A 26,688-nucleotide genomic window follows, 5' to 3' on the forward strand; every position below is an offset into this window, starting at 1 on the left:
AACCTGTCGGAGGTTGTCAGGCGGCGCTCACCATCGGCGCCAGATGCTTTGCCCGGTCGAATTGATATTTGAGTTCCGAGGGTGGTTCCAGGACCGACTGGGCGATCCCGTAGAACTCCGCCGGCGTCCGGCATGCCGCGATCGTCTCGTCGATAAAGAGATATTGGCCGCGCAAGCCGGTATAGACGCCGGAATTCCGACGCGGCAGGAAGCACGGATTGAATGCCGCGAGAAACCGCCCGCCCTGCCATTTTGAGAGGGCGTCCCGGCATTGCGCCGCGTGCCGGTCGAAGCCTGCTTTGTCCTCGGCGTGGCCGCAGTCGATGGCCAGCGCATGGGTGAAATTTTCCTCCCAGCCGTCGAAGCGGATGCCGTATTTCGTCTTGAACCAATGCTGCGCGGCCAGGATCGAAGAGGCCACGCCGAGCCTGCTGGTGAACGGAAAGGCCGGGTCCTCGAAGGATGACGCTTCCCGCCCTGACATCTCGTCATGAATCTCGCCAACCCGGTCGAAACGTCCGACCGCCGCCGAGTTGCTGGCCGAGGTCGTGCCGAGCACCGAGAAAGGCCGGTCGACATAGACCAGTTCCCGCGCGGTCAGCAGAAGCTTGAACGAACAGTCGAAATCCACCGTCGGGTGCTCGAAATAGCGGCCGCAAAAGGTTGTCCGGATTCGTTCCATCACGTCCCGGCGCACCGCGCCATGGTAGGCGCCGAAAGCGACCTTCGGAATCGGCGCCGCGCCTTCCCAGAGAAACATCGTCCGGAACTGCTTGTCGCGATCGGCGAGCGTCACGCTGTTGCCGAGCGAGAGGCAGGTGTTGCCGCGAAACGGCCGGTATTCCGGCCATTTGAAGCTCATCCGGTTCCAACCCACCGCGTCGACCGTCGGCCGGCGTATGGCGATCTCGGCAATCGTGTCGATGACATCGGGATCGACATAGTCATCGTCGCCGATGAAGACGATCCACTCGCCGGATGCCGCCGCTATCGTCCGATCCCAGTTGTCCTGAATCGGCAACGGATGGTCCGAGGACTTGAGGTAGCGAATGCGCGGATCGCGGAGACTGGCGATGAAGGCATCCATAACAGCGCCGTCATCGGAATTGTCGGCGAAGACGAACTCCACGTCGCCCCGTGGATTGGCCAAGAGGTCGCGGATCGTCTGCCGGAACGAGACCTGCCGGTTGCGCGATGGGACACAGATGGAAAGCCGGGGGCTCATGGGAAACTCCGTTCGCGGTCACCCTAACCGCGATGACTTTCACGGGGCTTGAGTGCTCCCGGACCGACCGCCATTTGCAGACCGGCATCAGCCGAAGGTCGGTCGGTCCTAGAAAGTGAATTCGATCTGCGCCCGTTCGGGCAGGATGTCCTGCAGCACGCGGTAGAACTGTGCCGGGGTTTCCGCGCCCGCGACCTCCTGGCTGATATGAAGGGTATCTTGGAGCAGCCCCCAATAGGGATCACGCGTCGCGGCGCCGACGAATTTGGGCTCGAACAGATGCAGGTACTTGCCGCCTTCCCAGGCTTCGAACGCCGCCCGGATGCGGGCGACATGGCGGGCATATTCCTCCGGTTCGAGCCAGAGCTGGCATTCGGTGGAGACTGCACGGGCGAAATTGGCCTCCCAGCCGGCATGCTCATAGCCGTATTTCTGCTTGAACCAGAATTGCGCCGCCATGATATTGCCGGCGACGCCCGTTTCCGCAGTGAAGGGAAAGCCTGCGCCCAGCACCGCCTCTTCGAACTCCGTGCCGTATTCCTGCCGATGCGCATCGACGGCTTGCCGCATCCGGCCTGCATCGCCGACCGCAGCCGAATTGCTGCTCTTCGCCACGCCTGGTATCGACATCGGCCGGTTGATGTAGACGAGGTTCTCCACGGTCGCGAGCATCTTGTGCGAGAAGTCGTAATCGACCGTCGGGTGCTCGAAATAGCGGCCCGAGAAGCGGCCTTTTACCCGGTCCAGCGAATGGCGCGCCACCGCGCCGTGATAGACGCCATAGGGACATTGCGGCATGTAGCTCGCGCCATGCCAGCCGAACAGACGGCCGGTTATCTGGCCGAGCGGGTGGCGCATGATGCGATTGGCAAGCGAGAACGGGACCGACTTGGTGTCCGTCCGCGCCGACCGCCACTGGAACGGCGCGCGGTTCCAGCCGATCGCATCGACTGCCGCGTCGCGCGCCTCGATATCGAGGATGTAGTCGGCAAGATCAGGATCGACGTAATCATCGTCGCCGATCACACAGACCCATGCGCCGCTGGCGGCGGAGACGGTGCGTTCCCAGTTGTCGGCCATGGAGAGCGGTGACGGCTGCGACCGCAGATAGACCACGCGCACATCATTCAACCCGCGCATAAAACCGTCCATCACATCAGGATCGTCGGAATTGTCGGCGAACACGAATTCCACGTCGGTGCGCGGATTGGCCGTCAGGTCCGATATCGTCTGGCGGAAGCAGTCCTGCCGATTGCGCGAGGGTACGCAGATCGAGAGTTTCGGGACATCAGGCATCGGGCAGTTTGAAGACCTGGATCGCCGGCACCGCCACGGGTGCGGTATCCGAATCGGCCGGCGCGATCTCGGTCGCCGGCGCCCCGGTCACATCTCCCGGAGCCTTGGCACGGCTGTCGCGAACTTCCCACCCCAGGCGGTTATATAGGAAAGCTGTGCCCTGATCTCGGTCTCGATATTCCATGGCAGTATGACCACCCTGTCCGGTTGTTCGGCCTTGAGCCGTGCTTCGTCCACGACCGGAATGCGACTCCCCGGCAGGTACTGGCCCTGCTTGGCAGGGTTCTTGTCCACCACGAAGGAGATCAGGTCGGGTTTGATGCCGCCGAAATTCAGGAGCGTGTTGCCTTTCGCGGCGGCTCCGTAAGCGGCGACCTTCAGACCCTTCCTGCGGCAGTCGATCAGGTATTCGACGAAATCGTTCCGGACCCGCTCAGCGGCGGCCTGGAAGCCCTCGTAAAATGCCTTGGCGCGCATGCCGGCCTTTTCCTCGGTCTCGCGCATCCTAGCCACGGATGCTTGCACCGGCCTTGTTTTCGCGTCCGCCCGGCTCGCGAAGACGCGCAAGCTGCCGCCATGCCAGGGCGTGGTCTCGACATCGAAGACGGTGAGGCCGTTCTGGGCGAAAATCCGCTCCACCGCGATCAGCGAGAGATAGGAATAGTGCTCGTGATAGGCCGTATCGAACTGGCTTTCGCCGACCATGTTGAGCAGGTGCGGGAATTCGAAGGTTGCGACACCTTCGGGCTTCAAGAGCCGCGCAAAACCGGATACGAAATCGTTGATGTCAGGCACATGCGCCAGCACATTGTTGGCCGCCATCAGGTCGGCCTGCCAGCCCTTGGCAGCAAGATCATCGGCCAGCCCAACACCGAAGAAGTCCTCGACGACCTCGATCCCCTTGGCCCGCGCGGCCTCGGCCGTGCTGGTCGTCGGCTCGACGCCGAGGCATTGGATGCCCCTGGCCTTGACGAACTGCAGCAGGTAGCCGTCATTTGCCGCGATCTCGACCACGCGCGACTCCGGCCCGAGCCCGAAGCGGGCGGCCATCGTCTCCACATAGTCCTTCGCGTGGTTCAGCCATGACGTCGAAAACGAGCTGAAATAGGCGTAGCTCTCCGAGAAGAACGTCTCGCGGGACGCAAAGTCCTCGGTCTGGGTCAGCAGGCAGTGGGCGCAGGTGCGGATCACCAGCGGATACCAGAGCTCGGGCTTCGACAGCGCCTCCTCCGCGACGTAGGAATTGGATGGCGGCGCCGTGCCGAGATCGAGAAACGGCCAGAAATCCTGGTGGCCGCAATGCCGGCATTTCATGGGGACACTCCCGTAAATTCGTCTGTCAGCATGGCAAATCCCTGGTCGCGGGCCGAGAGGTTGGCGACCGGCAGCGGCCATGCCACACTAAGCTTGGGGTCGGCGATGTTGAGCCCAGCCTCGGCCTCGGCGCGGTAGGGCGCGGAATGGGCGTAGATCATGCGCACATCGGATGTCAGTGCCTGGTAGCCATGCGCAAACCCCTCGGGCAGCAGGAAGGAAAGGTCATTGTCGTCCGAAAGTTCGGCCGCGAAATGCTGGAGAAACGTAGGCGAACCCCGCCTGATATCCACCGCCACATCAAGGATTTTCCCCTTCGTGCAGGCAATCAGCTTGGCCTCACTGAACGGAGGCGTCTGGTAATGGAAGCCGCGCACCGTGCCCCGCTCGCCGGTGCCCGTCTCGTTGATCTGGCAGATGCCGCCGGCCCAGCCGAGTTTTGTGAGCTCCTCGGCATCGAAGAGACGGGTGAGATAGCCCCTGTGGTCGCCGAGCCGTTTGCGACGAAGGAGTTTCAGGCCGGCGAGGGGGGTGTCGATGATTTCGAAGCGGGCTGTCATCGGGCGGTGTGGCGCCCGCTGGCACCCCCCTCTGTCCTGCCGGACATCTCCCCCACAAGGGGGGAGAATGACTCGTGGCACGCGTTCCGGCTCAAATGCATGTCGAGTGCTAGAAATGCGGCATTCAATTGAGGGCGGTGCGCGTGCCCTATCCGTTCTCCCCCCATGAGGGGGAGATGCCCAGCAGGGCAGAGGGGGGTGTTCCGGCGGAAAAGCTCGATGATCACGCCGTCGCCCTTTGACCCATGTCCAGCCGCCCACCCTCAAACGCGATGAGATCGGCGAGGCACAAATCCGACGCCGACTTGCCCTCGTTCAAACTGCGATACCAGCGCCATGTACGATCAATCGTCTCGCTGAGCGTAAACCGTGGCTTGAAGCCCAGTTCGTCGGCGGCCTTGGTGCTGTCGAGCGTCAGCAGGCCGGCCTCATGCGGCCCGTCGCTGCCATCGCCCCAGCCGATATTGGCGAGCGAGAAATAGAGTGCGGAGAGTTCCAGTATCTCGCGCACCGTCGCCGTGCTCTCGGGATCAGGGCCGAAATTGTAGGCCGGCCCGGCCTCTGGCGCGTTCCACAGCTTCTCGGCCAGCAGCATGTAGCCGTTGAGCGGTTCGAGCACATGCTGCCACGGCCGCACCGCGTCCGGCCGCCTGATGTCGAGCACCTGGCCCGAGGTCAGCGCCCGCACTGCATCGGGGATCAGCCGGTCCACCGCCCAGTCGCCGCCGCCGATCACATTGCCGGCCCGCGCCGTCGCCAGCCCCACACCGCGCGGCAGGAAGAAGGAGCGCCGGTAGCTCGCGGTGACGATATCGGCCGCGGCCTTGGAGGCGGAATAGGGGTCGTGCCCGCCGAGCGGATCAGCTTCGACGAAGGGTTTGGCGCTTTCCGGATTCTCATAGACCTTGTCGGTGGTCACCACCACGATCGCGCGCAGGTCGGGTGCCACGCGCAGCGCGTCGAGCAGGTTCACCGTGCCCTGCACATTGGTCTCGAAGGTCTCGACCGGCTCGCGATAGCCCGCCCGCACCAGCGGCTGGGCGGCGAGGTGGAAGACGATCTCCGGATTGGCTTCATGCACACGCGCCAGCACGGCCACGCGGTCGCGGATATCGACGATGCCCTTGGCATGCGCGCCGTCATTGGCGAGCAGGTCGAACAGCGAGGGATAGGTCGCCGGCGCGTGCGACAGGCCCTGCACATGCGCGCCGAGCTGTTTCAGCCAGAAATGCAGCCATGCGCCCTTGAAGCCGGTATGGCCGGTCAGCAGAACTCTTTTGCCGCGCCAGAAACCCATCGCGTCACCACACTTTCCAGGGCGGCGTGCCCGTCTGCCAGAGGTTCTCGAGCTGTATCTTGTCGCGTAGCGTGTCCATCGGCTGCCAGAAGCCGTCGTGGAACCAGGCCTTGAGCTGACCTTCCTCCGCCAGTCCGGTCAGCGGTTCGCCCTCGAAGCTCGTGCCGTCGTTATCGATCCGGTCGAGCACCGAGGGATTGAGCACGAAGAAGCCGCCGTTGATATAGCCGCCTTCGCCCTCGGGCTTCTCGATGAAGCCGGTCACGTCGTCGCCCTCGAAGCGCAGCGCGCCGAAACGGGCAGGGGGCCGCACGGCGGTGACGGTCGCCAGCTTGCCATGCTTCTTGTGGAAGGCGATGGTCGCCGAAATATCGGTCGAGGAAACGCCGTCGCCATAGGTGAAGCAGAAATCCTCGCCGCCCTGCAGATAGGGCGCGACCCGCTTCAACCGCCCGCCGGTCATCGAGTTCTCGCCGGTATCGACCAGTGTCACCCGCCAGGCCTCGGCGTTCTGGCGATGGAATTCCAGCCGGTTTTCCGCCAGATCGAAGGTGATGTCGGACATATGCAGGCCGTAATTGGCGAAATATTCCTTGATCATATAGCCCTTGAAACCGCAGCAGATCACGAAGTCGCGAATGCCGTGGGCATAATAGATCTTCATCACATGCCAGAGGATCGGCCGGCCGCCGATCTCCACCATGGGTTTGGGCCGTGTCTGGGTTTCCTCGGCCAGCCGCGAGCCGAGCCCGCCTGCCAGAATGACCGCCTTCATCGCGCTTCTCTCGCCATCCGAATCGCCCGCATCATGCGGGATCCTGTTTTACTCCATTTTGGCTGCCGAAGCTTTCGGGGAACTGGAGAGCGTGAGCTTCATCCCTCCGGCACGGAGACGTGCCCCGGCCGATCCTTAGCGACCAGCGAAGGGATCGGGGTGGTGCATGGTCATACCACGGGGCGGAAGGGCTCGCGTGAAGGAAGAGGTGTATTTTGAGGGGAGATGCCCGGCAGGGCAGAGGCGGTGAACTGGCGCGTAATTATCTGATTAATCCGACGCACTTGCACCAAGTCCAACGCGGCTGCAACATCACATTTTCGTGTGTCAAGCCTTTTTTCATTTTTTCCGGAACAAATGCCCTTGATATCGGATTTCATCGTCATAACATCAGAATGGTGGAACTCTCGGGGTTTCGCCGTGTGGCTGGAGATTTGTCATGCTCGCCCGATTGGTAACTGCGACGATTTTTTCTCTGTGTGTCTTTTCAGGCACGGCTTTCGCGGCCGATTCGACCGCCAAGGACGACATCGCGCTCGCGCGCAATTCCATGGTGCTCTATGGCGGCCCGTCGAAGGAATATCCGCGCATCGGGATCGTCACCTGGGGGCAGGGCCTCAGTGTGCTCGGTTGCCAGCAGGATACGCTGTGGTGCGAGGTCAAATCCGACGGCCAGCGCGGCTGGGTGCCGGCCAAGACCATGACATGGTCTGCGGATGGTCCCCGCAAGGTCCTGCGCAAGCGCATCAATCCGCTGCGCCTGACGCTCTAAAGACTGGCGTTTCGCTGCATGGGTACCTGAATTGTCGCGTCTCCTCCCGCAAGGGATTATTAAGGCAAACGTGAAATATCAGGTCATTACCCATATCTTTGCCGGCGCCGCCCACGCCAGCAAGAGCGTAGGCGATCGATGACGGCGAGCAATTCAGATCAAGACCGGGACTCGGATGACGTCTTTTCGCCGTTCCGACGTTTCTTCACACCTCACTATCTGCCGGCGTTCGTCGCCTTTCTCGCGATGTCCGCAGTCATTATCTTTGCCGATATGCAGATGCGGACGATCGAGGAAGGCAAGATCCGCCAGGCCGCGACCGAGGAACTCGGCAGGATCAGCACCCGTCTTGAAAACAACATCAACGGCAATGTGAAGCTGGTGCAGGGCTATGTCGCCGCGCTCGAAACCGAGCCTGATATGTCCCAGGCGCGATACACGCAATTGGGCAGCCATATAATCAAGGGCGATACGTCGATCAAGAACGTTGCCGCCGCGCCCGATTTCGTGGTTTCTCTCGTCTATCCGGTCAAAGGCAATGAGAAGGCGATCGGCCTCGACTATACAAAGAACGAAGCGCAACGCGCAGCCGCGCTCAAGGTGCGCGATACGCGACGCATGCTGCTGACCGGGCCGGTAAAACTCGTACAGGGAGGGGAAGCCGTGATCGCACGCTTTCCCGTGATCAACGTGCTGCCCGATGGCAGCGATCGTTTCTGGGGCATCGTCTCGGCAGTCATCGATGTCAACAAGCTCTATGCCGAAAGCGGGCTCCGCGCGGCGAGCCTCGGCATCGATGTCGCCATGGCCGCCACCAAGGCTGGTAGCGAACGCCGCCCCTTCTTCGGCGACGACGGTATCTTCGAGCAAAACCCGGTGATCATGACGGTCAAGCTCGGCCATGAGGACTGGCAGCTCGCCGCCATGCCGAAGACCGGCTGGAGCCAGCCGCTTTCCGAGGTCTGGCTTTTCCGCTTGCTGCTTGCGCTGGGTGGCTTCATCGTCGTCGCACCCATGCTCTGGACCGGCCGTCTCACCGAAGAGCGGGTCAGGCATGTCCGGGCGCTGCAGGAGCGCGAGGAAGCGATGCGGGTCCTGTCGCAGCGGCTCGACATCGCGCTCGAGACGTCCAAGATCGGTGTCTGGGATTTCGACGCCGTCACCGGCGAGCTGATCTGGGACGAACGGATGATGGACCTCTACGACGTCCATCCGTCCGGCGGCAAGGCCAGCTATAGCGATTGGAAGGGCGCGCTGCATCCCGACGACTTCGCCAAGTGCGAGGCCGAATTTGCCCGGGCGATCGAGTCCGAAAGCCAGTACAATTCGGATTTCCGCGTCATCTGCCGTAATGGCGACATCCGCCATATCAGGGCGATGGGCACCGCCTACCGGGATTCCCGGGGCCACAAGAAGATCGTCGGCGTCAACTGGGATGTGACCGGCGACGTACGGCTGCAGGAAGACCTGCGCAATGCCAATCGGCATGCCGATATCCAGAATGCGCAGCTGGAACAGGCCCGCCTGGTCATGGAAAGTGCCGCCATGCACGATGCCCTGACCGGCCTCCCGAACCGCCGCTATCTCGACCGGATCGTCACCGAGCATGAACTCAGCGCCAAGCGCGAGCCGCGGCTGACGATCATGCATATCGATCTCGACCGCTTCAAGGATATCAACGACACGCTCGGCCATGCGGCGGGCGACCGCATCCTCAAGCACGCTGCCTCGACCCTCAGCGCCAACATTTTCGAAGGCGACTTCCTCGCCCGCATCGGCGGCGACGAATTCGTCATCATTTCCAGCGCCGCCAATGCCGGGCAGGACTATATGGAGCTTGCGACCCGGCTGGTCGATGCCATCTCGCGTCCGCTCATCCACGAAGGCCACGAATGTCGGGTCGGCACGTCGATCGGCATCGCCTCGCGCACCGGCGGCGACGAGGGCGTCGGGCAATTGCTGGTCAATGCCGATATCGCGCTTTATGAGGCCAAGCGTTCAGGGCGCAATCGCGTCGAATGGTTCACCGACACGCTCCGCCACGTCGCCGTCAACACCAAGAAGACAGCCGACGAGATCCTGCGCGGGCTGGAGCAGAACGAATTCGTCGCTTACTTCCAGCCGCAATTCGACGCGAAGACGCTGGAGATCGTCGGCCTCGAAGCGCTGGTGCGCTGGGACCATCCGACCAAGGGCATCCTCACCCCCGACAAGTTCCTGAGGATCGCCGAGAGCCTCAAGGTCGTCTCGCAGATCGATGCCATCGTGCTCAACCAGGCGCTGCTGCAACAGTTCCGGCTGGCGGCGGCAGGCTTCCCCGTGCCAAAAGTTTCCGTCAATGTCTCGGCCCAGCGGCTGAGGGATGCGAGCCTCTTCCAGCGGCTCGAAAGCCTCGAATTCAGGCCGGGGTCATTGTCCTTCGAGCTTCTCGAATCGATTTCCTTTGATGGCGACGATGCCGGATTGATCCACCAGATCGAGCGGCTGAAGGCGCTCGGCGCCGATATCGAGATCGATGATTTCGGCTCCGGCCATGCCTCGATCGTGACGCTTCTGAAGCTCACCCCGAGGCGGCTCAAGATCGACCGCCAGCTGATCATTCCTCTGCTCGAATCCCGCTCGCAGCAGCAGCTTGTCAGTTCGATCATCGATATCGGCCGCTCGCGCGGCATCGAAATCGTCGCGGAGGGCGTCGAGACCATGGGGCATGCCGCGATCCTGCGGGACCTCGGCTGTCATGTGTTGCAGGGCTACGGCCTCGCTCGGCCGATGGCGCCGGGCGATCTGCTCGGCTTCATCCGCGAACGGCGCTGGCTCAAGGCTCCGGAGGCCGTGCGGTCGGCCTGATGGACCGGCCATAATGTCCTTCATACGAGCATCAAGATTACCGAAGCCGCCAGCAGCAACCCCATGGCGATGTTGAATATCCACGCCTTGCGTTCGTCGCCGAGGAAGCTCCGCATCACGGCACCGAAGACGAGCCAGACCAGGCCGCTCGGAAAGGCGGCGATGAAGAACAGGCCGGCGAAGGCGAGGGCATTGCCAAGCGCGCCTTGGGATACGGCCTGCGAATAGGCACCCGCCGCGCTGACCGCGACCAGCCAGCCCTTGGGATTGAGCCACTGGAAGATGGCGGCACCGAGAAAGCCGACGGGCCTGGGAGTCAGCTCGCCTTTTGCCGCGCCGGCGGTGGCGATCTTCCAGGACATCCAGAGCAGGAGCGCGGCCCCGCCCCAATTCAGCGCCGTGAGGATCGCAGGATTGCCGGTGATCAGCGCGCCTGCGCCGAGCTGGGACGTGAAGAGAAGCGACGCCATGCCGAGTGACGCGCCGAGGACGCAGGGCAGGCCCCGCAGGATGCCAACGGCCGCACCCGTCGCCGTGATCATGACATTGCTGGGGCCGGGCGTGACCGCCGCGACCACGGCAAAGGCCAGGAAGGCGAGCGACTGATCGTAGGTCATGGGACGCGGCTCTCCAATTCGTCGAGTGCGTCATTTTATTGTCGTCCACAACGGGCGTCTTGAAGGATCGTGCGCACCGGAACAACGACGTGCCCCCGGCGTTCAGGATCAGCAAAACCTGAGACTGGAGGAAACGTCATGGGTATCGAACAGGCACCGACCGAAAAAGGCCGGCAGGCTGCGCGTGGGTTCAAGAAGAGCACGCGCAAGGAGGAAAAGAAGACGGAGGCCCGCATGGGCGCCGAACTTGCCAAGGGCAAGGACCGGTTCGAAGAACGGTCGAAGAGTTCGGACGGAAAGAGCGCGGGCGCCAAGCAGAAACTTGCCTGAGGAGCGCCCGGCGATCTTACTCCGCGAAGTGGCCGAATTTTCCGCCGCTATAGACCAGCGAACGGCCTTCGCCCTTCAGCACAGCGACGGCTCGGCCGATGATGATGGCGTGGCTGTGGCGCTCGATGATTTCCTCGACTTCGCAATCGATCGCAGCAAGCGCGTCGGCCAGCACCGGCGCGCCGCTTTCGAGCGTGATCCACTCCGCGCCATCATAACGGGCGAGACCCTTGACGCCGCCGAAGCCGGCAAATTTCTCCGCAATGCCCTGCTGGTCGGTCGACAGGATGTTGACGCAGAAATGGCGGTGACGTTCGATCACCGGCCATGACGACGAACTTTTGTTGATGTTGACGATCATGGTCGGCGGATCCATGGAAAGCGCCGTGGCCGTGGTCACCGTCGCACCGGTTCGGTCATCGCCGACGCCTGCCGTGATGACAGAGATGCCGCCCGCCAGGCTGCGCATCGCACCCTTCACATTGGCGACGTCGGCCGAGAAGGCATTGGCGGGAAAGGCGTTCTCGTCCGAGGAACGGGCCGCGTTTTGAGCCGGGGTCATTGGCATTCTCCATGCTTGTCTCTATCGCCGTCATCCGGCATTCTGGCAGGAACCTAGTCGTAAAATCCTTATTGTCAATAAATTTTATAGACAATATATTGTGACCATGAAACAGAAGGTAGTGTTGAACGTGGCGCAAGTGGATGCAAGGGCGGTGATCGCCATAATCGGTGGCGGATTTACCGGAGCTGCGGTCGCCTATCATCTCGGACGCGATGAGGGGCTGGACGCCCGTGTCCTGGTGTTCGAACCGCGCGAAAAGATCGGCATGGGCGTGGCTTACGAATCGCTCGATCCCGTGCACCGGATCAATGTGCCTGCGGCGAAGATGAGCCTCGACCCCGGTGAGCCCGAGAGCTTCACCCAATGGATCGCGGAGAACGCCGCGGTGGCGGGCGACGACAAGGTCGCTTGGCCGGATGGCAGCATTTATCCGCGCCGGAGGGTGTTCGGGGATTATGTGCACGCCCAGGTCTCGCCGCTGATCGAATCCGGACGGATCGAACATCTTAGGACATCGGTGATTCGCGTGGAGCCAATCGGCGCCCGGTGGCGAATCGATGCGGAGGACGGAAGCACGGTCGAGGCCGATTACGTCGTCATCGCCACCAGCCATCCTTCTCCGGCCGCGCCCAAGCCGCTTGCCGCATTTCTCGAAGGCCATCCCCGCTTCATAGCCGATGCGACGAAGCCCGATGCGCTGAAGCCGGTGCGTCCGGATGATGCCGTACTCGTCGTCGGCAACGGGCTGACATCGGCCGATGTGATTGCCGCACTGGTGGATGGCGGCCACAAAGGGCAGATTACCGCGGTCTCGCGCCGTGGGTTGCGTTCGCGCGGCCATGCATCGAAAGTGCAGGAAGCATTCGGCGATTTCACCACGCGGCCGATCCGCTCGGTCCGGCTTCTGTCGAAACGCATTCGCGAGGCGATCCGCGATGCCGCGATCTTCGATCTCAGCTGGCACGCGGTGATCGATGCGGTACGGGCACAGGGCCGGCAAATCTGGACCAATCTCCCGGTCGAGGAACGGAAGCGGCTGGTCCGCCACCTCAGGCCCTTCTGGGACGTGCACCGCTTCCGCATCGCGCCGCAGGTCGAGGCGAGTGTCGATAGCGCCATTGCGTCGGGCCAGCTCGATGTGCTCGCGGCCTCGGTCGGAGCCGTGTGCTACAACGGCGCGAAGATCAGGACGGTTCTCAGGCTCGCCCATCAGCGCGGCACGCAGATCCGGGATTTCGATGCCGTCGTGGTGACCACGGGTCCAGCACATGGGGGTATCATAGAAAGCCAGCCCTATCTCGCCGGCCTCTCGGCTGGCGGATTTATCACAGCCGATCCAGCCCATCTCGGCATTGCCTGCGACGACCACGCCCTTGCGACGAGCGCCAGTGGTGAGGCGACGCCCGGGCTCTACATAGCGGGACCGCTCGCGCGCGGCACGTTCGGCGAATTGATGGGCCTACCGCAGGTCTCCGAGCATGCGGCCTTCGTGGCCTCGGAAGTGGCGTTGGCGATCGCCGGTCCGCGCGGTGAGTCTGCAACAGACGCCGCTTGATTCCTTTCAACGCGATTTTGGAACATTGCTCTTTCTTGGATCGTGAATCCTCCATTTTTCGATATCTGGAATTCTGATCCATAAACCGCCGTCAATTTAGAAATTTATTATCTCGATAAATTTGATAGACTATATCAATATAATGCGATCGAGAACGAACATGCTCAGGACCGCCGTTCTCATAACCGTGGAACAGACCAGGAGCAGCTTCCATGATCACTCGGAGACATACACTCGGCCTTCTCGGCGCCACCGCTGCGGCATTCACATTGCCTCAGGTAAAGGCGGCGCGCGCTGCCGTGACGCTTCGCATCGGCTGGCAGAAATTCGGCGTGCTGGCGCTTGCCAAGCAGAACGGCGCGCTGGAGAAGCGTCTGGCATCGAAAGGCGTGACGATCGAGTGGTCGGAATTCAATTCGGGACCGCCGCTTCTCGAAGCGCTGGGCGCCAATGCACTGGACTTCGGCCCGACCGGCGACGTGCCGCCGCTCTTCGCCCAGGCGGCCGGTGGCAACCTGCTCTATGTCGGCACCTACAGGCCGCCGGCGGCATTCCACGGCATTCTCGTCCATAAGGACTCACCGATCCAGAAACTGGAAGACCTCAAGGGCAAGAAGGTCGCCTACAAGCGTGGCTCGAGCGCCCACAACTTTGCCTTCAAGGCGCTGGCCACGGTCGGCCTGACGCCCGATGACATCGAGAATGTCGACCTGCCGCCGCCGGATGCGGCTGCTGCCTTCAAGAACGGTTCGATCGATGCCTGGGCCATCTGGGATCCCTTCTTCGCCGTCGCTGAATCCGATCCGCAGGCTAGGCTGCTCGTGACATCCGAAGGCATTGTCGATGCTTGGGGCTACTGGCTTGGCAATGGCGATTTCGTCGCCGCCAATCCCGAGATCGTCGTCGAACTGATCGACGAACTCGCCAAGGTCGGCGCGGCTGCGCAAGCCGATATCGACGGCACAGCGAAGGCGCTTTCGGCGCTGACCGGGGTTTCCGAAGAAATCACCAAGGTGACGCTGACCCGCGCCGGCTCCGACCTCGGCAAGGTGGGAACCGTCACCGACGATGCCGTGACCTACCAGCAGGCGCTTGCCGACGATTTCTTCAAACTGGGCGTCCTGCCCAAGCAGCTCACCATCAACGATATCGTCTGGCGACCGAAGGGCGCCTGACGCGAGGCCAATCACGGCAAGAGAGAAAGGAAGCGACGATGTTCACACGCAGGCAGACTTTGGGGCTCATCGGAGCGGCGGGCGCCGCGCTTGCCATGCCGAACATTCGTACGGCGCAGGCGGCCACAGCCACCACATTCCGGATCGGCTGGCAGAAGAACGGCGTGCTTGCGCTCGCCAAGAGCCTCGGTTCGCTCGAGAAGCGGCTGGCGCCTCGCGGCGTCAGCGTCACCTGGGCGGAGTTCACCTCCGGCCCGCCGCTGCTCGAAGCGCTCGGCGCCGACGCGCTGGACTTCGGCCCGACCGGCGACGTGCCGCCGCTTTTCGCCCAGGCGGCGGGCGGCAACCTTCTCTATGTCGGCGCCTACCGGGGGCCGTCCACTGGTTCGGCGATCCTCGTTCACAAGGATTCGCCGATCCAGAAACTGGAAGATCTAAAGGGCAAGAATGTCGCCTTCAAGCGTGGCTCCAGCGCGCATAACTTCACCGTCAAGGCGCTGCGCAAGGCCGGTCTGGAGATCGGCGACGTGGAAGCCGTGGACCTGCCGCCGCCGGATGCGGCTGCGGCGTTCAAGACCAACTCGATCGATGCCTGGGCGATCTGGGATCCCTATTATGCGGTTGCCGAAGCCGATCCGGACGCGCGCGTCCTGACCACGGCGGATGGCATCGTCCAATCCTGGAGCTTCTATCTCGGCAATGCCGACTTCACGAATGCCAATCCGGAGATCGTGGAAGAGGTGATCGACGAACTGACCAAGGTCGGCACCGCTGCACAGTCCAACCTCGACGAAACGATCAAGGCGCTTTCGGCGATCACCGGCGTCAAGGAAGACGTGACCCGTATCGTGCTCAACCGGCCCGGCGCCGACCTCGGCAGGGTCTATCTGCTGACCGACGAGGCCGTGACCTACCAGCAGGCGCTTGCCGACGAGTTCCACGGACTCGGCATCCTGCCGAAAAAACTCAACATCAGCGATATCGTCTGGCGACCGCGCGCCTCTTGAGGTGCGCCCCGGCGATACATTTTCAAGGAGCACTTCTCATGTCGAGCAAGAAACCGATCGACTTCATGTGGTTCATCCCGACTTCGGGCGACGGGACCTATCTCGGTTCGAGCGAACTGAACCGCGCGCCGGATTTCCGCTATCTCCGCGAGATCGCTCAGGCGGTGGACCGCCTCGGCTATTCCGGCGTGCTGTTGCCGACGGGCGTTGCTTGCGAGGAATCCTTCGTCACCGCCGCAGGCCTTGCCACCGCGACCGAGCGCTTGAAGTTCCTGGTCGCGATCCGGCCGGGAACGGCATCGCCCGCCTATTATGCGCGTCTCGCCACCACGCTCGACCGCATCTCCAACGGCCGGCTGCTGCTCAACATCGTGGTCGGCGGCAGCCCCGCCGAGCTTGCCGGCGACGGCATCTTCCTGCCGCATGACGAGCGTTACGATCATGCCGACGAATTCTTCGACGTGTTCGAAGCGCTGCTGGCCAAGGGCGAGGCGACGCTCGACGGCAAATACATCCAGGCAAAGGGTGCGCGGCTCGGCTTCCCGCCGGTGCAGTCTCCCCGCCCGCCGCTCTATTTCGGCGGCTCGTCGGATGCGGGAATCGATTTCTACGCCAACCGTGGCGACAAGTACCTCACCTGGGGCGAACCGCCAGCACAGGTCGCCGAGAAGATCGAAGCCGTTCGCAAGGCCTGTGCCAAGACGGGCCGTGACCCCAGCTTCGGCATCCGTCTCCACCTGATCGTACGGGAGACCGACGAGGAAGCCTGGGAAGCGGCCGACAAACTAATCTCGAAGCTCGGCGACGATACGATCGCCGAAGCGCAGGCGCGGTTCGTGACCGAAGCGGATTCCGTGGGCCAGAAGCGCATGGCGGCATTGCACAACGGCCGTCGCGACAAGCTGGAAGTCTCCCCCAACCTCTGGGCCGGCATCGGCCTCGTGCGGTCCGGCGCGGGCACGGCGCTGGTCGGCTCGCCGAAAACTGTGGCGGCGCGGCTGCGCGAATATCAGGACATCGGCATCGATACGCTGATCGCGTCCGGCTATCCGCATCTGGAAGAGGCCTACAGGGTCGCGGAACTGCTGTTCCCGGAACTCGGCATCGATGGCGGCGCAAAGACGGTGAACCCCAACAGCGAGTTCCCGCAGGCGCGGGTCTTTGGAGGCGGCGGCCATGGCGGCAATCTCAAGGTCGTTTCGGGATCGTGAATTGGACGACTGGCGCGGCGGGCAATCGCCGCGTCTTTCGCATCAGACGTCAGGCTTTCAGGCTGACCAGAACGGAGATGATCCAATGACCACGATCGACACATATGAAGGGCCGGCAATCGGCTCTGAACGCCGGTCGAAACCGGCCGCCATAAGGCTGCCGTCCTTCGAGCCTCGCAACCTGCTGCCCTATGCGGTGCCGGTCGCCGTCATCCTGGTGTGGCAATTCCTGTCCGCGGTGGGCTGGATCTCGGCGCGCATCATGCCGTCGCCTCTCGATGTGGTGGCGGCCTTCTGGGAAACGACGCGGACAGGGCAATTGCCGCATGATATCGCGGTCAGTGCCGGTCGTGCGCTGGCAGGGCTGGCGGTGGGCGGCTCGATCGGCTTCCTGCTCGGCATCGCCAATGGCGTGTCGAAGCTTTCCGAACAGCTCACGGATACGACCCTGCAGATGATCCGCACCGTGCCGCATCTGGCGATGATCCCGCTGGTCATCCTGTGGTTCGGCATCGGCGAAGAATCCAAGCTTTTCCTCACTTCGCTCGGCGTGCTGTTTCCGATCTATCTCAACACCTATCACGGCGTGCGCAATGTCGATCGCGACCTGATCGAGATGGGCCGGGTCTATGGCATGGGCAACTGGTCTCTGTTCCGCAAGATCATCTTCCCCGCCGCCCTGCCGTCGATCTTCGTCGGCCTGCGCTATGCGCTCGGCATTATGTGGCTGACGCTGATCGTGTCGGAATCGATCGCGGCATCTTCCGGCATCGGACACATGGCCAATACGGCGCGCGAATTCATGATGACCGATGTGGTGGTGCTGGCGCTGGTGATCTATGCGCTGCTGGGCAAGCTCGCCGACGTCGTCGCACGGTTCCTGGAGCGCAAGGCGCTCAGCTGGAACCCGGCCTACCAGAAATAAAGGAGCCTCCCATGGCAATCGCAACTAGTCTGCGCACGGGCAATGGACTTGAGAACTTTCCGGACAGCCAGACGGGCGAACGCGCCGTTGGGTTGCGCCTCGAAGGCATCGAGAAGACATTCGGCTCGAACCGTGTGCTGCGCGGCATCGATCTCGAAGTGCCCGCCGGCCAGTTCGTGGCTGTTGTCGGCAAGAGCGGCTGCGGCAAGTCCACGCTGCTGCGCATCCTGATGGGACTCGACCACCATACAGGCGGCCAACTGTCATTCCACAGCGCCGATGGCACGGAAACCACGGCCAATGGGCGGATCGTGTTCCAGGAGCCGAGGCTGTTGCCGTGGTTCGATGTGGCGGACAATGTCGCGGTCGGGCTTGGCGAGGGCGTGCAGGCGGCGGAGGGCCGGGCGAAGGCGCGGGTTGCGCTCAACGAAGTGCAACTCTCGGAGAAGGCCAAGGAATGGCCGTCAAAGCTTTCGGGCGGCCAGCGGCAGCGCGTGGCGCTGGCCCGGGCGCTGGTGTCGAAGCCGAATTTCCTGGCACTCGACGAGCCGCTCGGCGCGCTCGATGCGCTGACCCGCATCAGCATGCAGCAATTGCTGAGCCGCGTCTGGCGCGAACAGGGTTTCACGGCAGTACTGGTGACCCATGACGTGAGCGAGGCGGTGCATCTCGCCGATCGGGTGATCGTGCTGGACGAAGGCCGCATTTCCCGGGATATTGCGGTGCCTCATCCGCATCCGCGCAAGCACGGTTTGGCGGAGCTTTCCGAACTGGAAGGCGAACTGCTGGCGACCATCCTCGGCGGCCACTCATACTAGCGGACATGTTTTCCTAAGAAGAATATTTTATTCCTCAAGGTTGATTTGATCGCGGTCCTCTGTTAGCACTCTTCTCCACCTACACAAAGTGGAGATGTTGGCTATGTGCGGCATTGTCGGATTGTTCCTGAAGGACCGGAGTCTCGAACCCCAACTGGGTGCGCTGCTCTCGGATATGCTGATCACGATGTCGGATCGCGGTCCGGATTCGGCCGGCATCGCCATCTATGGTTCGGCGGCCAAAGGGCGTGCGAAAGTGACGCTGCAATCGGCCAAGCCCAAGGTTGATTTCGCAGGTCTCGCGGAGGATCTTTCCCGAGTGGGCATCGACGCCACCGTGACAGTCAAGAGCACCCACGCGGTCATAGAGTTCGACGCCGATAACGTCTCCTCCATCCGTTCGAAAATTGCCGAAGTCCGCCCGGATGTTAAAATCATGAGCTCGGGCGACAGCGTCGAGATCTACAAGGAAGTCGGCCTGCCCAAGGATGTCGTGGCCCGTTTCGATGTGCGCGGAATGTCTGGTTCGCATGGCATTGGCCATACCCGCATGGCGACGGAATCGGCGGTGACGACGCTCGGCGCGCATCCGTTCTCGACCGGCGGCGACCAATGCCTGGTGCACAATGGTTCGCTTTCAAACCACAACAACCTGCGCCGCGAACTCAAGCGCGAGGGCATGACCTTCGAGACCGAGAACGACACCGAGGTCGCGGCCGCCTATCTCACCGCCGAGATGGCCAAGGGCAAGGATCTCGGCGAAGCGCTGACCGGCGCGCTCGATGATCTCGACGGCTTCTTCACCTTCGTCGTCGGCACGAAATCCGGCTTTGGCGTGGTGCGCGATCCGATCGCCTGCAAGCCCGCCGTTATGGCCGAGACCGACCAATATGTCGCCTTCGGCTCCGAATACCGGGCGCTCGTCAACCTGCCGGGCATCGAGAACGCCCGTGTGTGGGAGCCGGAGCCCGCCACCGTCTATTTCTGGGATCACGAAAAAGCCGCCTGAGCCGGCCGAAGTCAAAAGTTTTGTAGCGAGAAAGTTTTCTAATGCCGGTTTTCGATCTTTCGACAACGCCCCTCAGGGAACTCAACAGCGCGCTCCACGCGCTTCCCCAAGGCGCCAACGATACGCAATTCGAGGTGATCAATCCCCGCGGCAGCCATTCCGTGGCGGTCGGGGTGGATGCAACAGTCAATGTCGATGTCAAAGGCTCGGTGGGCTATTACTGCGCCGGGATGAATGACGGCGGCACGATCACCGTGCACGGTTCGGCCGGGCCTGGTGTCGCCGAGAACATGATGTCAGGCACCGTCGTCATCGAGGGCGATGCCAGCCAGTATGCCGGCGCCACCGGCCGCGGCGGGTTGCTGGTCGTCAAGGGCAATGCGGCATCGCGCTGCGGCATTTCGATGAAGGGCATCGATATCGTCGTGCATGGCAATATCGGCCATATGTCGGCTTTCATGGGACAATCCGGTCACCTCGTCGTGCTGGGTGATGCCGGCGATGCGCTGGGTGACTCGCTTTACGAGGCCAAGCTCTTCGTGCGCGGCAAGGTCAAGAGCCTCGGCGCCGATTGCATCGAGAAGGAAATGCGGCTGGAGCATATCACAGTGCTGGCCGGGCTTCTGGAGAAGGCCGGCGTGACTGGCGTCAAGCCGGAAGAATTCAAACGCTACGGCTCGGCCCGCAAACTCTACAATTTCAATATCGACAACGCCGACGCATACTGAGCGACGAGAGGGCATTCATGTCGTACCACAATCCCTATACGCCGCCTCGCAAGTCAGCGACGTTCGATGACTACACGCTTGCGGAAATCCGCCGTGCGGCGGCGACCGGCATCTATGATATCCGGGGCGCCGGCGCCAAGCGCAAGGTGCCGCATTTCGATGACCTGCTGTTTCTCGGCGCCTCGATCTCGCGCTATCCGCTAGAAGGCTATCGCGAGACCTGCGACACGTCCGTGGTGCTCGGTTCGCGCTTTGCCAAGAAGCCGATCCGGCTAAAGACGCCGATCACCATCGCCGGCATGAGTTTTGGCGCGCTTTCGGGCAATGCCAAGGAAGCGCTGGGACGCGGTGCGACCATTGCCGGTACATCGACCACGACGGGCGACGGCGGCATGACGGACGAGGAGCGCGGCCACAGCCAGACGCTGGTCTACCAGTATCTGCCATCGCGCTATGGGATGAATCCCAGGGATCTCCGCCGCGCCGATGCGATCGAGATCGTGGTGGGGCAGGGCGCCAAGCCCGGTGGCGGCGGTATGCTGCTCGGCCAGAAGATTTCCGACCGTGTTGCCAATATGCGCAACCTGCCCAAGGGCATCGACCAGCGCTCGGCCTGCCGTCATCCGGACTGGACCGGCCCCGACGACCTCGAAATCAAGATCCTCGAACTGCGCGAAATCACCGATTGGGAAAAGCCGATCTATGTGAAGGTCGGCGGTGCGCGGCCCTATTACGACACCGCGCTTGCCGTGAAGGCCGGCGCCGACGTCGTGGTTCTCGACGGCATGCAGGGCGGCACGGCTGCGACGCAGGACGTCTTCATCGAAAATGTCGGCATGCCGACGCTGGCGTGTATCCGCCCGGCCGTCCAGGCGCTGCAGGAACTCGGCATGCATCGCAAGGTGCAACTGGTGATCTCCGGCGGCATTCGTTCGGGTGCCGATGTGGCCAAGGCGCTGGCGCTCGGCGCCGATGCGGTCGCGATCGGTACGGCAGCGCTCGTGGCGATCGGCGACAACGATCCGCATTGGGAAGAGGAATACCGGAAGCTCGGCACGACAGCAGGCGCCTATGACGACTGGCACGAGGGCAAGGATCCGGCCGGCATCACGACGCAGGACCCGGAACTCGCCATGCGCCTCGATCCGGTTGCCGCCGGCCGGCGTCTGGCGAACTTTCTCAAGGTGATGACGCTGGAAGCGCAGACCATCGCGCGCGCCTGCGGCAAGAACCACCTGCACAATCTCGAGCCGGAAGACCTGGTGGCATTGACGATCGAGGCATCCGCCATGGCGCAGGTGCCGCTTGCCGGCACCAGCTGGATCCCGGGCAAGGGCGGTTTCTGACATGGCGAGCTACACGGCAACGATAGTCTGGGAACGTGCTCCCGAGGAGCCGTTCACCGACAATCGCTATGGCCGTGGACATAGCTGGTCGTTCGACGGCGGGGTGAGCATTCGCGCGTCCTCGTCGCCGCATGTCGTGCCTCGCTATTCCGATCCCGCCGGGGTCGATCCGGAAGAGGCCTTCATCGCCAGCCTCTCCTCCTGCCACATGCTGACATTCCTCTACCTCGCGGCAAAGCGCGGGCTGGTGGTCAATCGCTATGAGGACATTGCCGAAGGCATCATGTCCAAGAACGAGGCGGGGCGCTTCTGGGTGTCCCGTGTCACGCTCAAGCCACGCATTGACTGGGAAGGTGCGACGCCTGCGGCTGATATTATCGACGAACTTCATCATGCGGCGCATGACGAGTGCTTCATCGCCAATTCCGTTCGGACCGAGGTGCGGTGCGAACCTGCTGAATAATAAGGCCTATCGGGCCGATCGAAAACGAGGAATGGGGAACCGACGGATGACAATCGATCTTGAAGCCTGGGCCAAAGAGCGGGGCGTCAAATATTTCATGATCAGCTTCACCGATCTTTTCGGGGCGCAGCGCGCGAAGCTGGTTCCGACGGCAGCGATCAGGGGCATGCAGGAAGAGGGCGCCGGGTTTGCCGGTTTCGCCACATGGCTCGACATGACGCCGGCCCATCCCGACCTGTTCGCAAGGCCGGACGCGGCGTCGGCGATCCAGCTTCCCTGGAAGAAGGAGACCGCCTGGGTCGCCGCGGATTGCTGGATGGACAACAAGCCGGTCGACCAGGCGCCGCGCAATACATTGAAGCGCCTTGTGGCGGAGGCGGCGTCCGACGGCCTGAGGGTGAAGACGGGCGTGGAGCCGGAATTCTTCCTGATCTCGCCGGATGGTTCCAAGATTTCCGACGAGTTCGATACGGCCGAAAAGCCCTGCTACGACCAGCAGGCGCTGATGCGACGCTACGACGTGATCACCGAGATCTGCGACCACATGCTGGAACTCGGCTGGAAGCCCTACCAGAACGACCACGAGGACGCGAACGGCCAGTTCGAGATGAACTGGGAATATGACGACGCCCTGCAGACCGCCGACAAGCATTCGTTCTTCAAGTTCATGGTCAAGTCGGTCGCCGAAAAGCATGGCCTGCGGGCGACCTTCATGCCCAAGCCGTTCAAGGGGCTGACCGGCAACGGCTGCCACGCGCATATCTCGGTCTGGGATAACGAGGGCAACACCAATGCATTTGCCGATCCCAAGATGGATTTCGGCCTCTCGGCACGTGGCCGTACCTTCCTGGGCGGCATCATGAAGCACGCCTCGGCGTTGGCCGCCGTCACCAACCCGACGGTCAATTCCTACAAGCGCATCAACGCGCCGCGTACGATCTCGGGTGCCACCTGGGCGCCCAACAGCGTGACCTGGACCGGCAATAACCGCACGCATATGGTTCGCGTGCCGGGGCCGGGCCGCTTCGAGCTTCGCCTGCCGGATGGTGCGGTGAACCCATATCTGCTGCAGGCGATCATCATTGCTGCCGGTCTATCCGGTATGCGCAGCCAGGCCGATCCCGGGCCGCATCACAATATCGACATGTACAAGGAGGGGCACACGGTCAAGGATGCACCGAAGCTGCCGCTCAATCTTCTCGACGCGCTACGCGAATACGAGAAGGACACCGAGCTTCAGGCGGCGCTCGGCGCCGATTTCTCGGCCGCCTACCTCAAGCTCAAGCATGGCGAATGGAATGCCTATTGCGGACAGTTCACCGCCTGGGAACATTCGACCACGCTCGACGTATGAGCCTCAATCTGTTGCGAGATCCTGCCCGGTGATATCTGGGCAAGATCTCTCGTCGATTTGTATTTGGCGCCTGAAGTCAATTCTTAACCATCCGCCGTGCAACCTGAAGAACCGAACCGATTCGATTTTTCAGGAGCCGTCCATGACATTCCACGCCATCGCATTTCCCGCCGCACGACGCCGGTCGGAGATCGAACAGGCAGCGAGGATGCTCAACGAGACGCACGGGGCAGCCGCGGTTTTGGCGTGGAAGGAGCTCATGCGGTCCATGGCCGCAAGGATGCAGGCCATGGGTGTCGCTGAAAACGAGGTGCGGGAACAGATACTCGACTTCCAGGCCGCCGTTCAGATCGAACTGCAGTGTATCGCCGAAGCCGTCTGAACGCCGGGTGTCTGGTCATGACGGCCGGTAACCCGTGCCCGTCTAGGCCGCGTCCAGCTCGCTGTGCAACGGAATCTCCACGTCGATTTCCAGCAGGGAGAAGTTCTTGTCGCGGTCGAGCTTGACCTGGACCTTGTCGGCATCGAGCTGGATATGCTTGGAGATGACGGCGAGGATTTCTTCCCGCAGGATGGCCACGAGATCCGTCTGCCCGATCGATGACCGCTCATGGGCGAGCAGCAATTGAAGCCGGTCGCGCGCCGTGGATGCTGATTTTTGCCGCTTGAACAGGCTGAGTATGTTCATGCTGCCCTCCGACCGAAGATTTTCCCGAACAGGCTGGTCTTGCTTCCCGGGATGGACATCGGCACGTCTTCGCCGGCCAACCTGCGAACCGCATCGAAATAGGCTTGCGCCGGTGCGCTCTTGAAATCGGCGATCGTGACGGGGGCACCAACGTTGGATGCGCGGAGCACTTCGGGGCTCTCAGGAATGATGCCCAGCAGCGGAATGGACAGGATCTCGAGAACGTCATCGACCTTGAGCATGTCGCCGCGCTCGGCCCGCACTGCATCGTAACGCGTCAGCAGCAGGTGCTTTTCCATCCGCTCGCCGCGCTCGGCCTTCATCGTCTTCGAATCCAGCAGCCCGATAATGCGGTCGGAGTCGCGCACCGATGAGACTTCCGGATTGGTCACGATCACGGCCTCGTCCGCGTGGCGCATGGCCAGCGTCGCACCGCGTTCGATGCCGGCGGGGCTATCGCAGATCACCCAGTCGAAGTAGCGCTTGAGTTCGGCGATGACCCACTCGACGCCTTCGGCGGTCAGCGCATCCTTGTCGCGGGTCTGGGAGGCCGGAAGCAGGAACAGGTTTTCGAGCCGCTTGTCGCGGATCAAAGCCTGCGTGAGCTTGGCGTCACCTTGGATGACATTGACGAGATCGTAGACGACCCGGCGTTCCGCACCCATGATCAGGTCGAGATTGCGCAGGCCGACGTCGAAATCGACGAGCACGACCTTCTCGTTGCGCAGGGCGAGGGCGGCACCGAGCGCAGCGGTGGATGTCGTCTTGCCGACGCCCCCCTTGCCCGAAGTTACAACGACTACTTTTCCCATCCGGTCCGCTCCGTTGTTGCTATGCAATTTTCTGAATTTTCATTTCGTCACCGTCCAGCCAGAGGTGAACAGCCTGGCCCTGCAGATCCGACGTGAACTGATCGGCAGTGGTGTAGATGCCATCGATCGAGAGAAGCTCGGCCTCGAGCTTGCGGCAAAAGATGCTCGCCGACGCGTTGCCCAGTGTGCCGGCAATGGCGCGGCCGCGAAGGGTTCCGTAGATGTGAACCGAGCCGCCTGCGATCACCTCCGCGCCGGAGGCGACCGAGCCGATGATCGTGACGTCGCCCTCCGGGTAGATGATGGACTGGCCCGAGCGCACAGGCTGCCTGATCACGATGGACTGTTGTAAAGCGGGAACCGCAACCGGTGCGCGGCTGGCCTCCGCGATCTCGAACTGCGGCTCCGCTTTCGATTCTACGGCTGACGTGACGGAATGGACTTCGATATCCGCGCCGGGACGGCCGCCCTTCATGATAGGCGGCATGCCAGGCTCGAGCATTGAGGGGCGAGCGCCTTCGATACCCATGATCCTGACGCTTCTCGTCGAGAGTTCGCCGAGGAGATGCTTGAATTCGTGCTTGCTCACCGCGAGGTCCGTGACATCGAGGACGACAGGGCGCTCAAGAAAGAAACCCGCCGAACGCGCCGCAAGGTTATCGAGACCCGCGAGCCATTGGTCGAGAGGCATTTCGGGCGTCAGGACGACAGCAAGAAAGGACTTGCCTTTGATGCGGATAGAACGAGCGTCCGTGAGTGCGTCTGACATGGCTGAGAATTTTCATTGGCTGATGAGCAGCAAAGCGAAGCGCTATTATTCCTCCCGGAAGCTGGATCGAGGCTGTCTTGGCGCTTCGACGCGGCCGTGACGCCATGATTTATTTGGTGTGAAGGGATCATCAGGCATGCAAGGCCAATGGCCCGGAACCACCTGTTTCCGGGCCTTTCGCTTTCAGGTTCTCTTTCTCACGCGGACATGATCAGAATTCGATCACGACCTTGCCGAAGGGGCCGCGATCGAGATGGGCAAATGCCTGTTCGGCTTCGTCAAAACCATACCGCCTGTCGATCACCGGCTTGAGCCCGATCGTATCGACGGCCCGGACGAAATCCTCCAACGCCCTGCGATGGCCGACGGAGATGCCCTGGACCACCGGCGACTTGAGCAACAGCGCCGGCGCCGGACCGGAAATCTCGAGACCGGCGAACACCCCGATGAGCGAGACACGGCCGCCCACGGCGACGGCGTTCAATGCCTCCGCGAAGCCGGTACCGCCCGCAATGTCGAGTACGTGATCGGCGCCATAGCCATCGGTCAGGTTGAGAAGGCCTTCAACCCAGCCATCCCTCGGCAGAAGATGATTGGCGCCCAGCAAACGCACACGCTCGAGCTTCTCGGCGCTCGACGAGGTGACGAAGGTCTCGGCACCATGGGCCTTGGCAATCTGCAGCGCGAAAAGCGCGACACCGCCTGTTCCCTGAATCAGCACCTTTTCACCGGGTTTGAGATGTCCGCTCTCCACAAGCGCCATCCATGCGGTGAGCCCGGCGCAGGGGAGTGTGCTGGCCTCACCCGGATCGAGTGTCCGTGGCGCTGCGACGAACCAGTCCGCAGGGAACGTCACATATTCGCTGAGCACGCCGGGATAGGCGCCGCCGAGTGTTCTGTAGGGCGGGTTGCGCGCATCGCCCAACCCCTTGCCTTCGATTCGGCCGGGCATGAACGTGGAAATCACCTTGTCTCCCGGCTTGAAGCGGGTCACGCCGGGGCCGACGGCCTCGACCGTGCCCGCCATGTCGGACGTCGGCACGAAGGGAAATTGCAGCGGCAGGCCCATGCCGTTTTCCAAGGCCAGCTTGTCGCGATAGTTCAGCGAGACCGCCTCTGTCCGTACGAGGACCTCGCCATGGGCGGGTTTGGCGACCTCGGCCGTCCGAATCTCGAAGTCCTTCGGGCCGATTGCCGTCATGCTCCATTGCCGTGCCATTCTCATCAAGT

At 62.4% G+C, this 26,688-nt stretch carries 27 protein-coding genes; 15 read left to right on the forward strand and 12 right to left on the reverse strand.

Annotated elements, in window-relative coordinates; all coding sequences use genetic code 11:
- Window positions 1–16: 16 nt before the first annotated feature.
- The 6 genes from ACSQ26_RS01360 to rfbF all read right to left on the reverse strand — a co-directional run bounded on the left by ACSQ26_RS01360 (window position 17) and on the right by rfbF (window position 6,467).
- Window positions 17–1,225, reverse strand: a complete 1,209-nt coding sequence (locus ACSQ26_RS01360; RefSeq protein WP_436005545.1) for a glycosyltransferase family 2 protein — start codon at window positions 1,223–1,225, stop codon at window positions 17–19.
- Window positions 1,226–1,333: 108 nt separating this feature from the next.
- The gene (locus ACSQ26_RS01365; RefSeq protein WP_436005547.1) at window positions 1,334–2,521 is read right to left on the reverse strand and encodes a glycosyltransferase family 2 protein; all 1,188 of its coding nucleotides are present in this window, start codon (window positions 2,519–2,521) and stop codon (window positions 1,334–1,336) included.
- Between the two features lie 87 nt (window positions 2,522–2,608).
- Entirely contained in the window at window positions 2,609–3,835 is a 1,227-nt protein-coding gene (locus tag ACSQ26_RS01370; RefSeq protein ID WP_436005549.1) for a methyltransferase domain-containing protein, read from the reverse strand.
- Window positions 3,832–4,395 carry a dTDP-4-dehydrorhamnose 3,5-epimerase family protein gene (locus tag ACSQ26_RS01375; RefSeq protein WP_436005551.1) on the reverse strand — a complete coding sequence of 188 codons (564 nt, stop codon included), beginning with the start codon at window positions 4,393–4,395 and terminating at the stop codon, window positions 3,832–3,834. Before ACSQ26_RS01375 ends, ACSQ26_RS01370 begins: the two co-directional genes overlap by 4 nt.
- A gap of 223 nt (window positions 4,396–4,618) precedes the next feature.
- Complete coding sequence (rfbG, locus tag ACSQ26_RS01380; protein ID WP_436005553.1) at window positions 4,619–5,692, reverse strand: CDP-glucose 4,6-dehydratase; 1,074 nt, start codon at window positions 5,690–5,692, stop codon at window positions 4,619–4,621.
- 4 nt (window positions 5,693–5,696) lie between these two features.
- Complete coding sequence (gene rfbF, locus ACSQ26_RS01385; RefSeq protein WP_436005555.1) at window positions 5,697–6,467, reverse strand: glucose-1-phosphate cytidylyltransferase; 771 nt, start codon at window positions 6,465–6,467, stop codon at window positions 5,697–5,699.
- A gap of 439 nt (window positions 6,468–6,906) precedes the next feature.
- On the opposite strand from rfbF, the gene ACSQ26_RS01390 reads away from it, so the two are divergent.
- Together ACSQ26_RS01390 and ACSQ26_RS01395 are read left to right on the forward strand one after the other, a co-directional pair.
- Window positions 6,907–7,239, forward strand: a complete 333-nt coding sequence (locus ACSQ26_RS01390) for an SH3 domain-containing protein (protein ID WP_436005557.1) — start codon at window positions 6,907–6,909, stop codon at window positions 7,237–7,239.
- A 246-nt stretch (window positions 7,240–7,485) separates the two neighbouring features.
- Window positions 7,486–10,086: a bifunctional diguanylate cyclase/phosphodiesterase gene (locus tag ACSQ26_RS01395; RefSeq protein WP_436005559.1), complete on the forward strand. Its 2,601-nt coding sequence runs from the start codon at window positions 7,486–7,488 to the stop codon at window positions 10,084–10,086.
- A gap of 20 nt (window positions 10,087–10,106) precedes the next feature.
- Here the strand turns inward: ACSQ26_RS01395 and ACSQ26_RS01400 are convergent, their stop codons facing one another.
- Entirely contained in the window at window positions 10,107–10,703 is a 597-nt protein-coding gene (locus ACSQ26_RS01400; RefSeq protein WP_436005561.1) for a LysE family translocator, read from the reverse strand.
- 138 nt (window positions 10,704–10,841) lie between these two features.
- Here ACSQ26_RS01400 and ACSQ26_RS01405 point away from each other — a divergent pair, with 138 nt between their 5' ends.
- Window positions 10,842–11,033: a hypothetical protein gene (locus tag ACSQ26_RS01405; protein ID WP_436005563.1), complete on the forward strand. Its 192-nt coding sequence runs from the start codon at window positions 10,842–10,844 to the stop codon at window positions 11,031–11,033.
- A gap of 16 nt (window positions 11,034–11,049) precedes the next feature.
- On the opposite strand, the gene ACSQ26_RS01410 is transcribed toward ACSQ26_RS01405, so the two are convergent.
- The gene (locus ACSQ26_RS01410; RefSeq protein WP_436005565.1) at window positions 11,050–11,595 is read right to left on the reverse strand and encodes a flavin reductase family protein; all 546 of its coding nucleotides are present in this window, start codon (window positions 11,593–11,595) and stop codon (window positions 11,050–11,052) included.
- Between the two features lie 106 nt (window positions 11,596–11,701).
- Here ACSQ26_RS01410 and ACSQ26_RS01415 point away from each other — a divergent pair, with 106 nt between their 5' ends.
- The 12 genes from ACSQ26_RS01415 to ACSQ26_RS01470 all read left to right on the forward strand — a co-directional run bounded on the left by ACSQ26_RS01415 (window position 11,702) and on the right by ACSQ26_RS01470 (window position 23,571).
- On the forward strand, window positions 11,702–13,153 hold the full coding sequence (locus ACSQ26_RS01415) for an FAD/NAD(P)-binding protein (protein ID WP_436005567.1): 1,452 nt from the start codon (window positions 11,702–11,704) through the stop codon (window positions 13,151–13,153).
- A gap of 212 nt (window positions 13,154–13,365) precedes the next feature.
- Window positions 13,366–14,328 carry an aliphatic sulfonate ABC transporter substrate-binding protein gene (locus ACSQ26_RS01420; protein ID WP_436005569.1) on the forward strand — a complete coding sequence of 321 codons (963 nt, stop codon included), beginning with the start codon at window positions 13,366–13,368 and terminating at the stop codon, window positions 14,326–14,328.
- Window positions 14,329–14,366: 38 nt separating this feature from the next.
- The gene (locus tag ACSQ26_RS01425) at window positions 14,367–15,335 is read left to right on the forward strand and encodes an aliphatic sulfonate ABC transporter substrate-binding protein (protein WP_436005571.1); all 969 of its coding nucleotides are present in this window, start codon (window positions 14,367–14,369) and stop codon (window positions 15,333–15,335) included.
- 38 nt (window positions 15,336–15,373) lie between these two features.
- Window positions 15,374–16,546 (forward strand): FMNH2-dependent alkanesulfonate monooxygenase, encoded by a 1,173-nt coding sequence (gene ssuD / locus ACSQ26_RS01430; RefSeq protein WP_436005573.1) that lies wholly within the window; start codon window positions 15,374–15,376, stop codon window positions 16,544–16,546.
- A gap of 85 nt (window positions 16,547–16,631) precedes the next feature.
- A complete protein-coding gene (locus tag ACSQ26_RS01435) occupies window positions 16,632–17,471 on the forward strand; it encodes an ABC transporter permease subunit (protein ID WP_436005575.1) in 840 nt (279 codons plus the stop codon).
- Between the two features lie 11 nt (window positions 17,472–17,482).
- A complete protein-coding gene (locus ACSQ26_RS01440; protein WP_436005577.1) occupies window positions 17,483–18,289 on the forward strand; it encodes an ABC transporter ATP-binding protein in 807 nt (268 codons plus the stop codon).
- 103 nt (window positions 18,290–18,392) lie between these two features.
- On the forward strand, window positions 18,393–19,298 hold the full coding sequence (locus ACSQ26_RS01445; RefSeq protein ID WP_436005579.1) for a class II glutamine amidotransferase: 906 nt from the start codon (window positions 18,393–18,395) through the stop codon (window positions 19,296–19,298).
- 41 nt (window positions 19,299–19,339) lie between these two features.
- Window positions 19,340–20,026, forward strand: coding sequence for a protein GlxC (locus ACSQ26_RS01450; RefSeq protein ID WP_436005581.1), 687 nt, complete (start codon window positions 19,340–19,342; stop codon window positions 20,024–20,026).
- Window positions 20,027–20,043: 17 nt separating this feature from the next.
- Window positions 20,044–21,372 (forward strand): FMN-binding glutamate synthase family protein, encoded by a 1,329-nt coding sequence (locus tag ACSQ26_RS01455; protein ID WP_258158259.1) that lies wholly within the window; start codon window positions 20,044–20,046, stop codon window positions 21,370–21,372.
- Window position 21,373: 1 nt separating this feature from the next.
- Window positions 21,374–21,835, forward strand: a complete 462-nt coding sequence (locus ACSQ26_RS01460; protein WP_436005584.1) for an OsmC family protein — start codon at window positions 21,374–21,376, stop codon at window positions 21,833–21,835.
- A 46-nt stretch (window positions 21,836–21,881) separates the two neighbouring features.
- Window positions 21,882–23,189: a type III glutamate--ammonia ligase gene (glnT, locus tag ACSQ26_RS01465; protein WP_436005586.1), complete on the forward strand. Its 1,308-nt coding sequence runs from the start codon at window positions 21,882–21,884 to the stop codon at window positions 23,187–23,189.
- Window positions 23,190–23,331: 142 nt separating this feature from the next.
- Window positions 23,332–23,571, forward strand: a complete 240-nt coding sequence (locus ACSQ26_RS01470; RefSeq protein WP_436005588.1) for a DUF6074 family protein — start codon at window positions 23,332–23,334, stop codon at window positions 23,569–23,571.
- A gap of 42 nt (window positions 23,572–23,613) precedes the next feature.
- Here ACSQ26_RS01470 and minE read toward each other — a convergent pair whose 3' ends face one another.
- The 4 genes from minE to ACSQ26_RS01490 form a co-directional block, all read right to left on the reverse strand.
- Window positions 23,614–23,877 carry a cell division topological specificity factor MinE gene (gene minE, locus ACSQ26_RS01475; protein ID WP_258158255.1) on the reverse strand — a complete coding sequence of 88 codons (264 nt, stop codon included), beginning with the start codon at window positions 23,875–23,877 and terminating at the stop codon, window positions 23,614–23,616.
- Window positions 23,874–24,689 carry a septum site-determining protein MinD gene (gene minD, locus ACSQ26_RS01480; RefSeq protein WP_436005590.1) on the reverse strand — a complete coding sequence of 272 codons (816 nt, stop codon included), beginning with the start codon at window positions 24,687–24,689 and terminating at the stop codon, window positions 23,874–23,876. The genes minE and minD overlap by 4 nt, the downstream gene beginning before the upstream one ends.
- Before the next feature lie 19 nt (window positions 24,690–24,708).
- Entirely contained in the window at window positions 24,709–25,458 is a 750-nt protein-coding gene (gene minC / locus ACSQ26_RS01485; RefSeq protein WP_436005592.1) for a septum site-determining protein MinC, read from the reverse strand.
- Window positions 25,459–25,669: 211 nt separating this feature from the next.
- Window positions 25,670–26,683: a zinc-dependent alcohol dehydrogenase family protein gene (locus ACSQ26_RS01490; RefSeq protein WP_436005594.1), complete on the reverse strand. Its 1,014-nt coding sequence runs from the start codon at window positions 26,681–26,683 to the stop codon at window positions 25,670–25,672.
- Window positions 26,684–26,688 lie beyond the last annotated feature (5 nt).

This window comes from Rhizobium sp. LjRoot254 (assembly GCF_964254105.1).
Classification (GTDB): Bacteria; Pseudomonadota; Alphaproteobacteria; order Rhizobiales; family Rhizobiaceae; genus Rhizobium_E.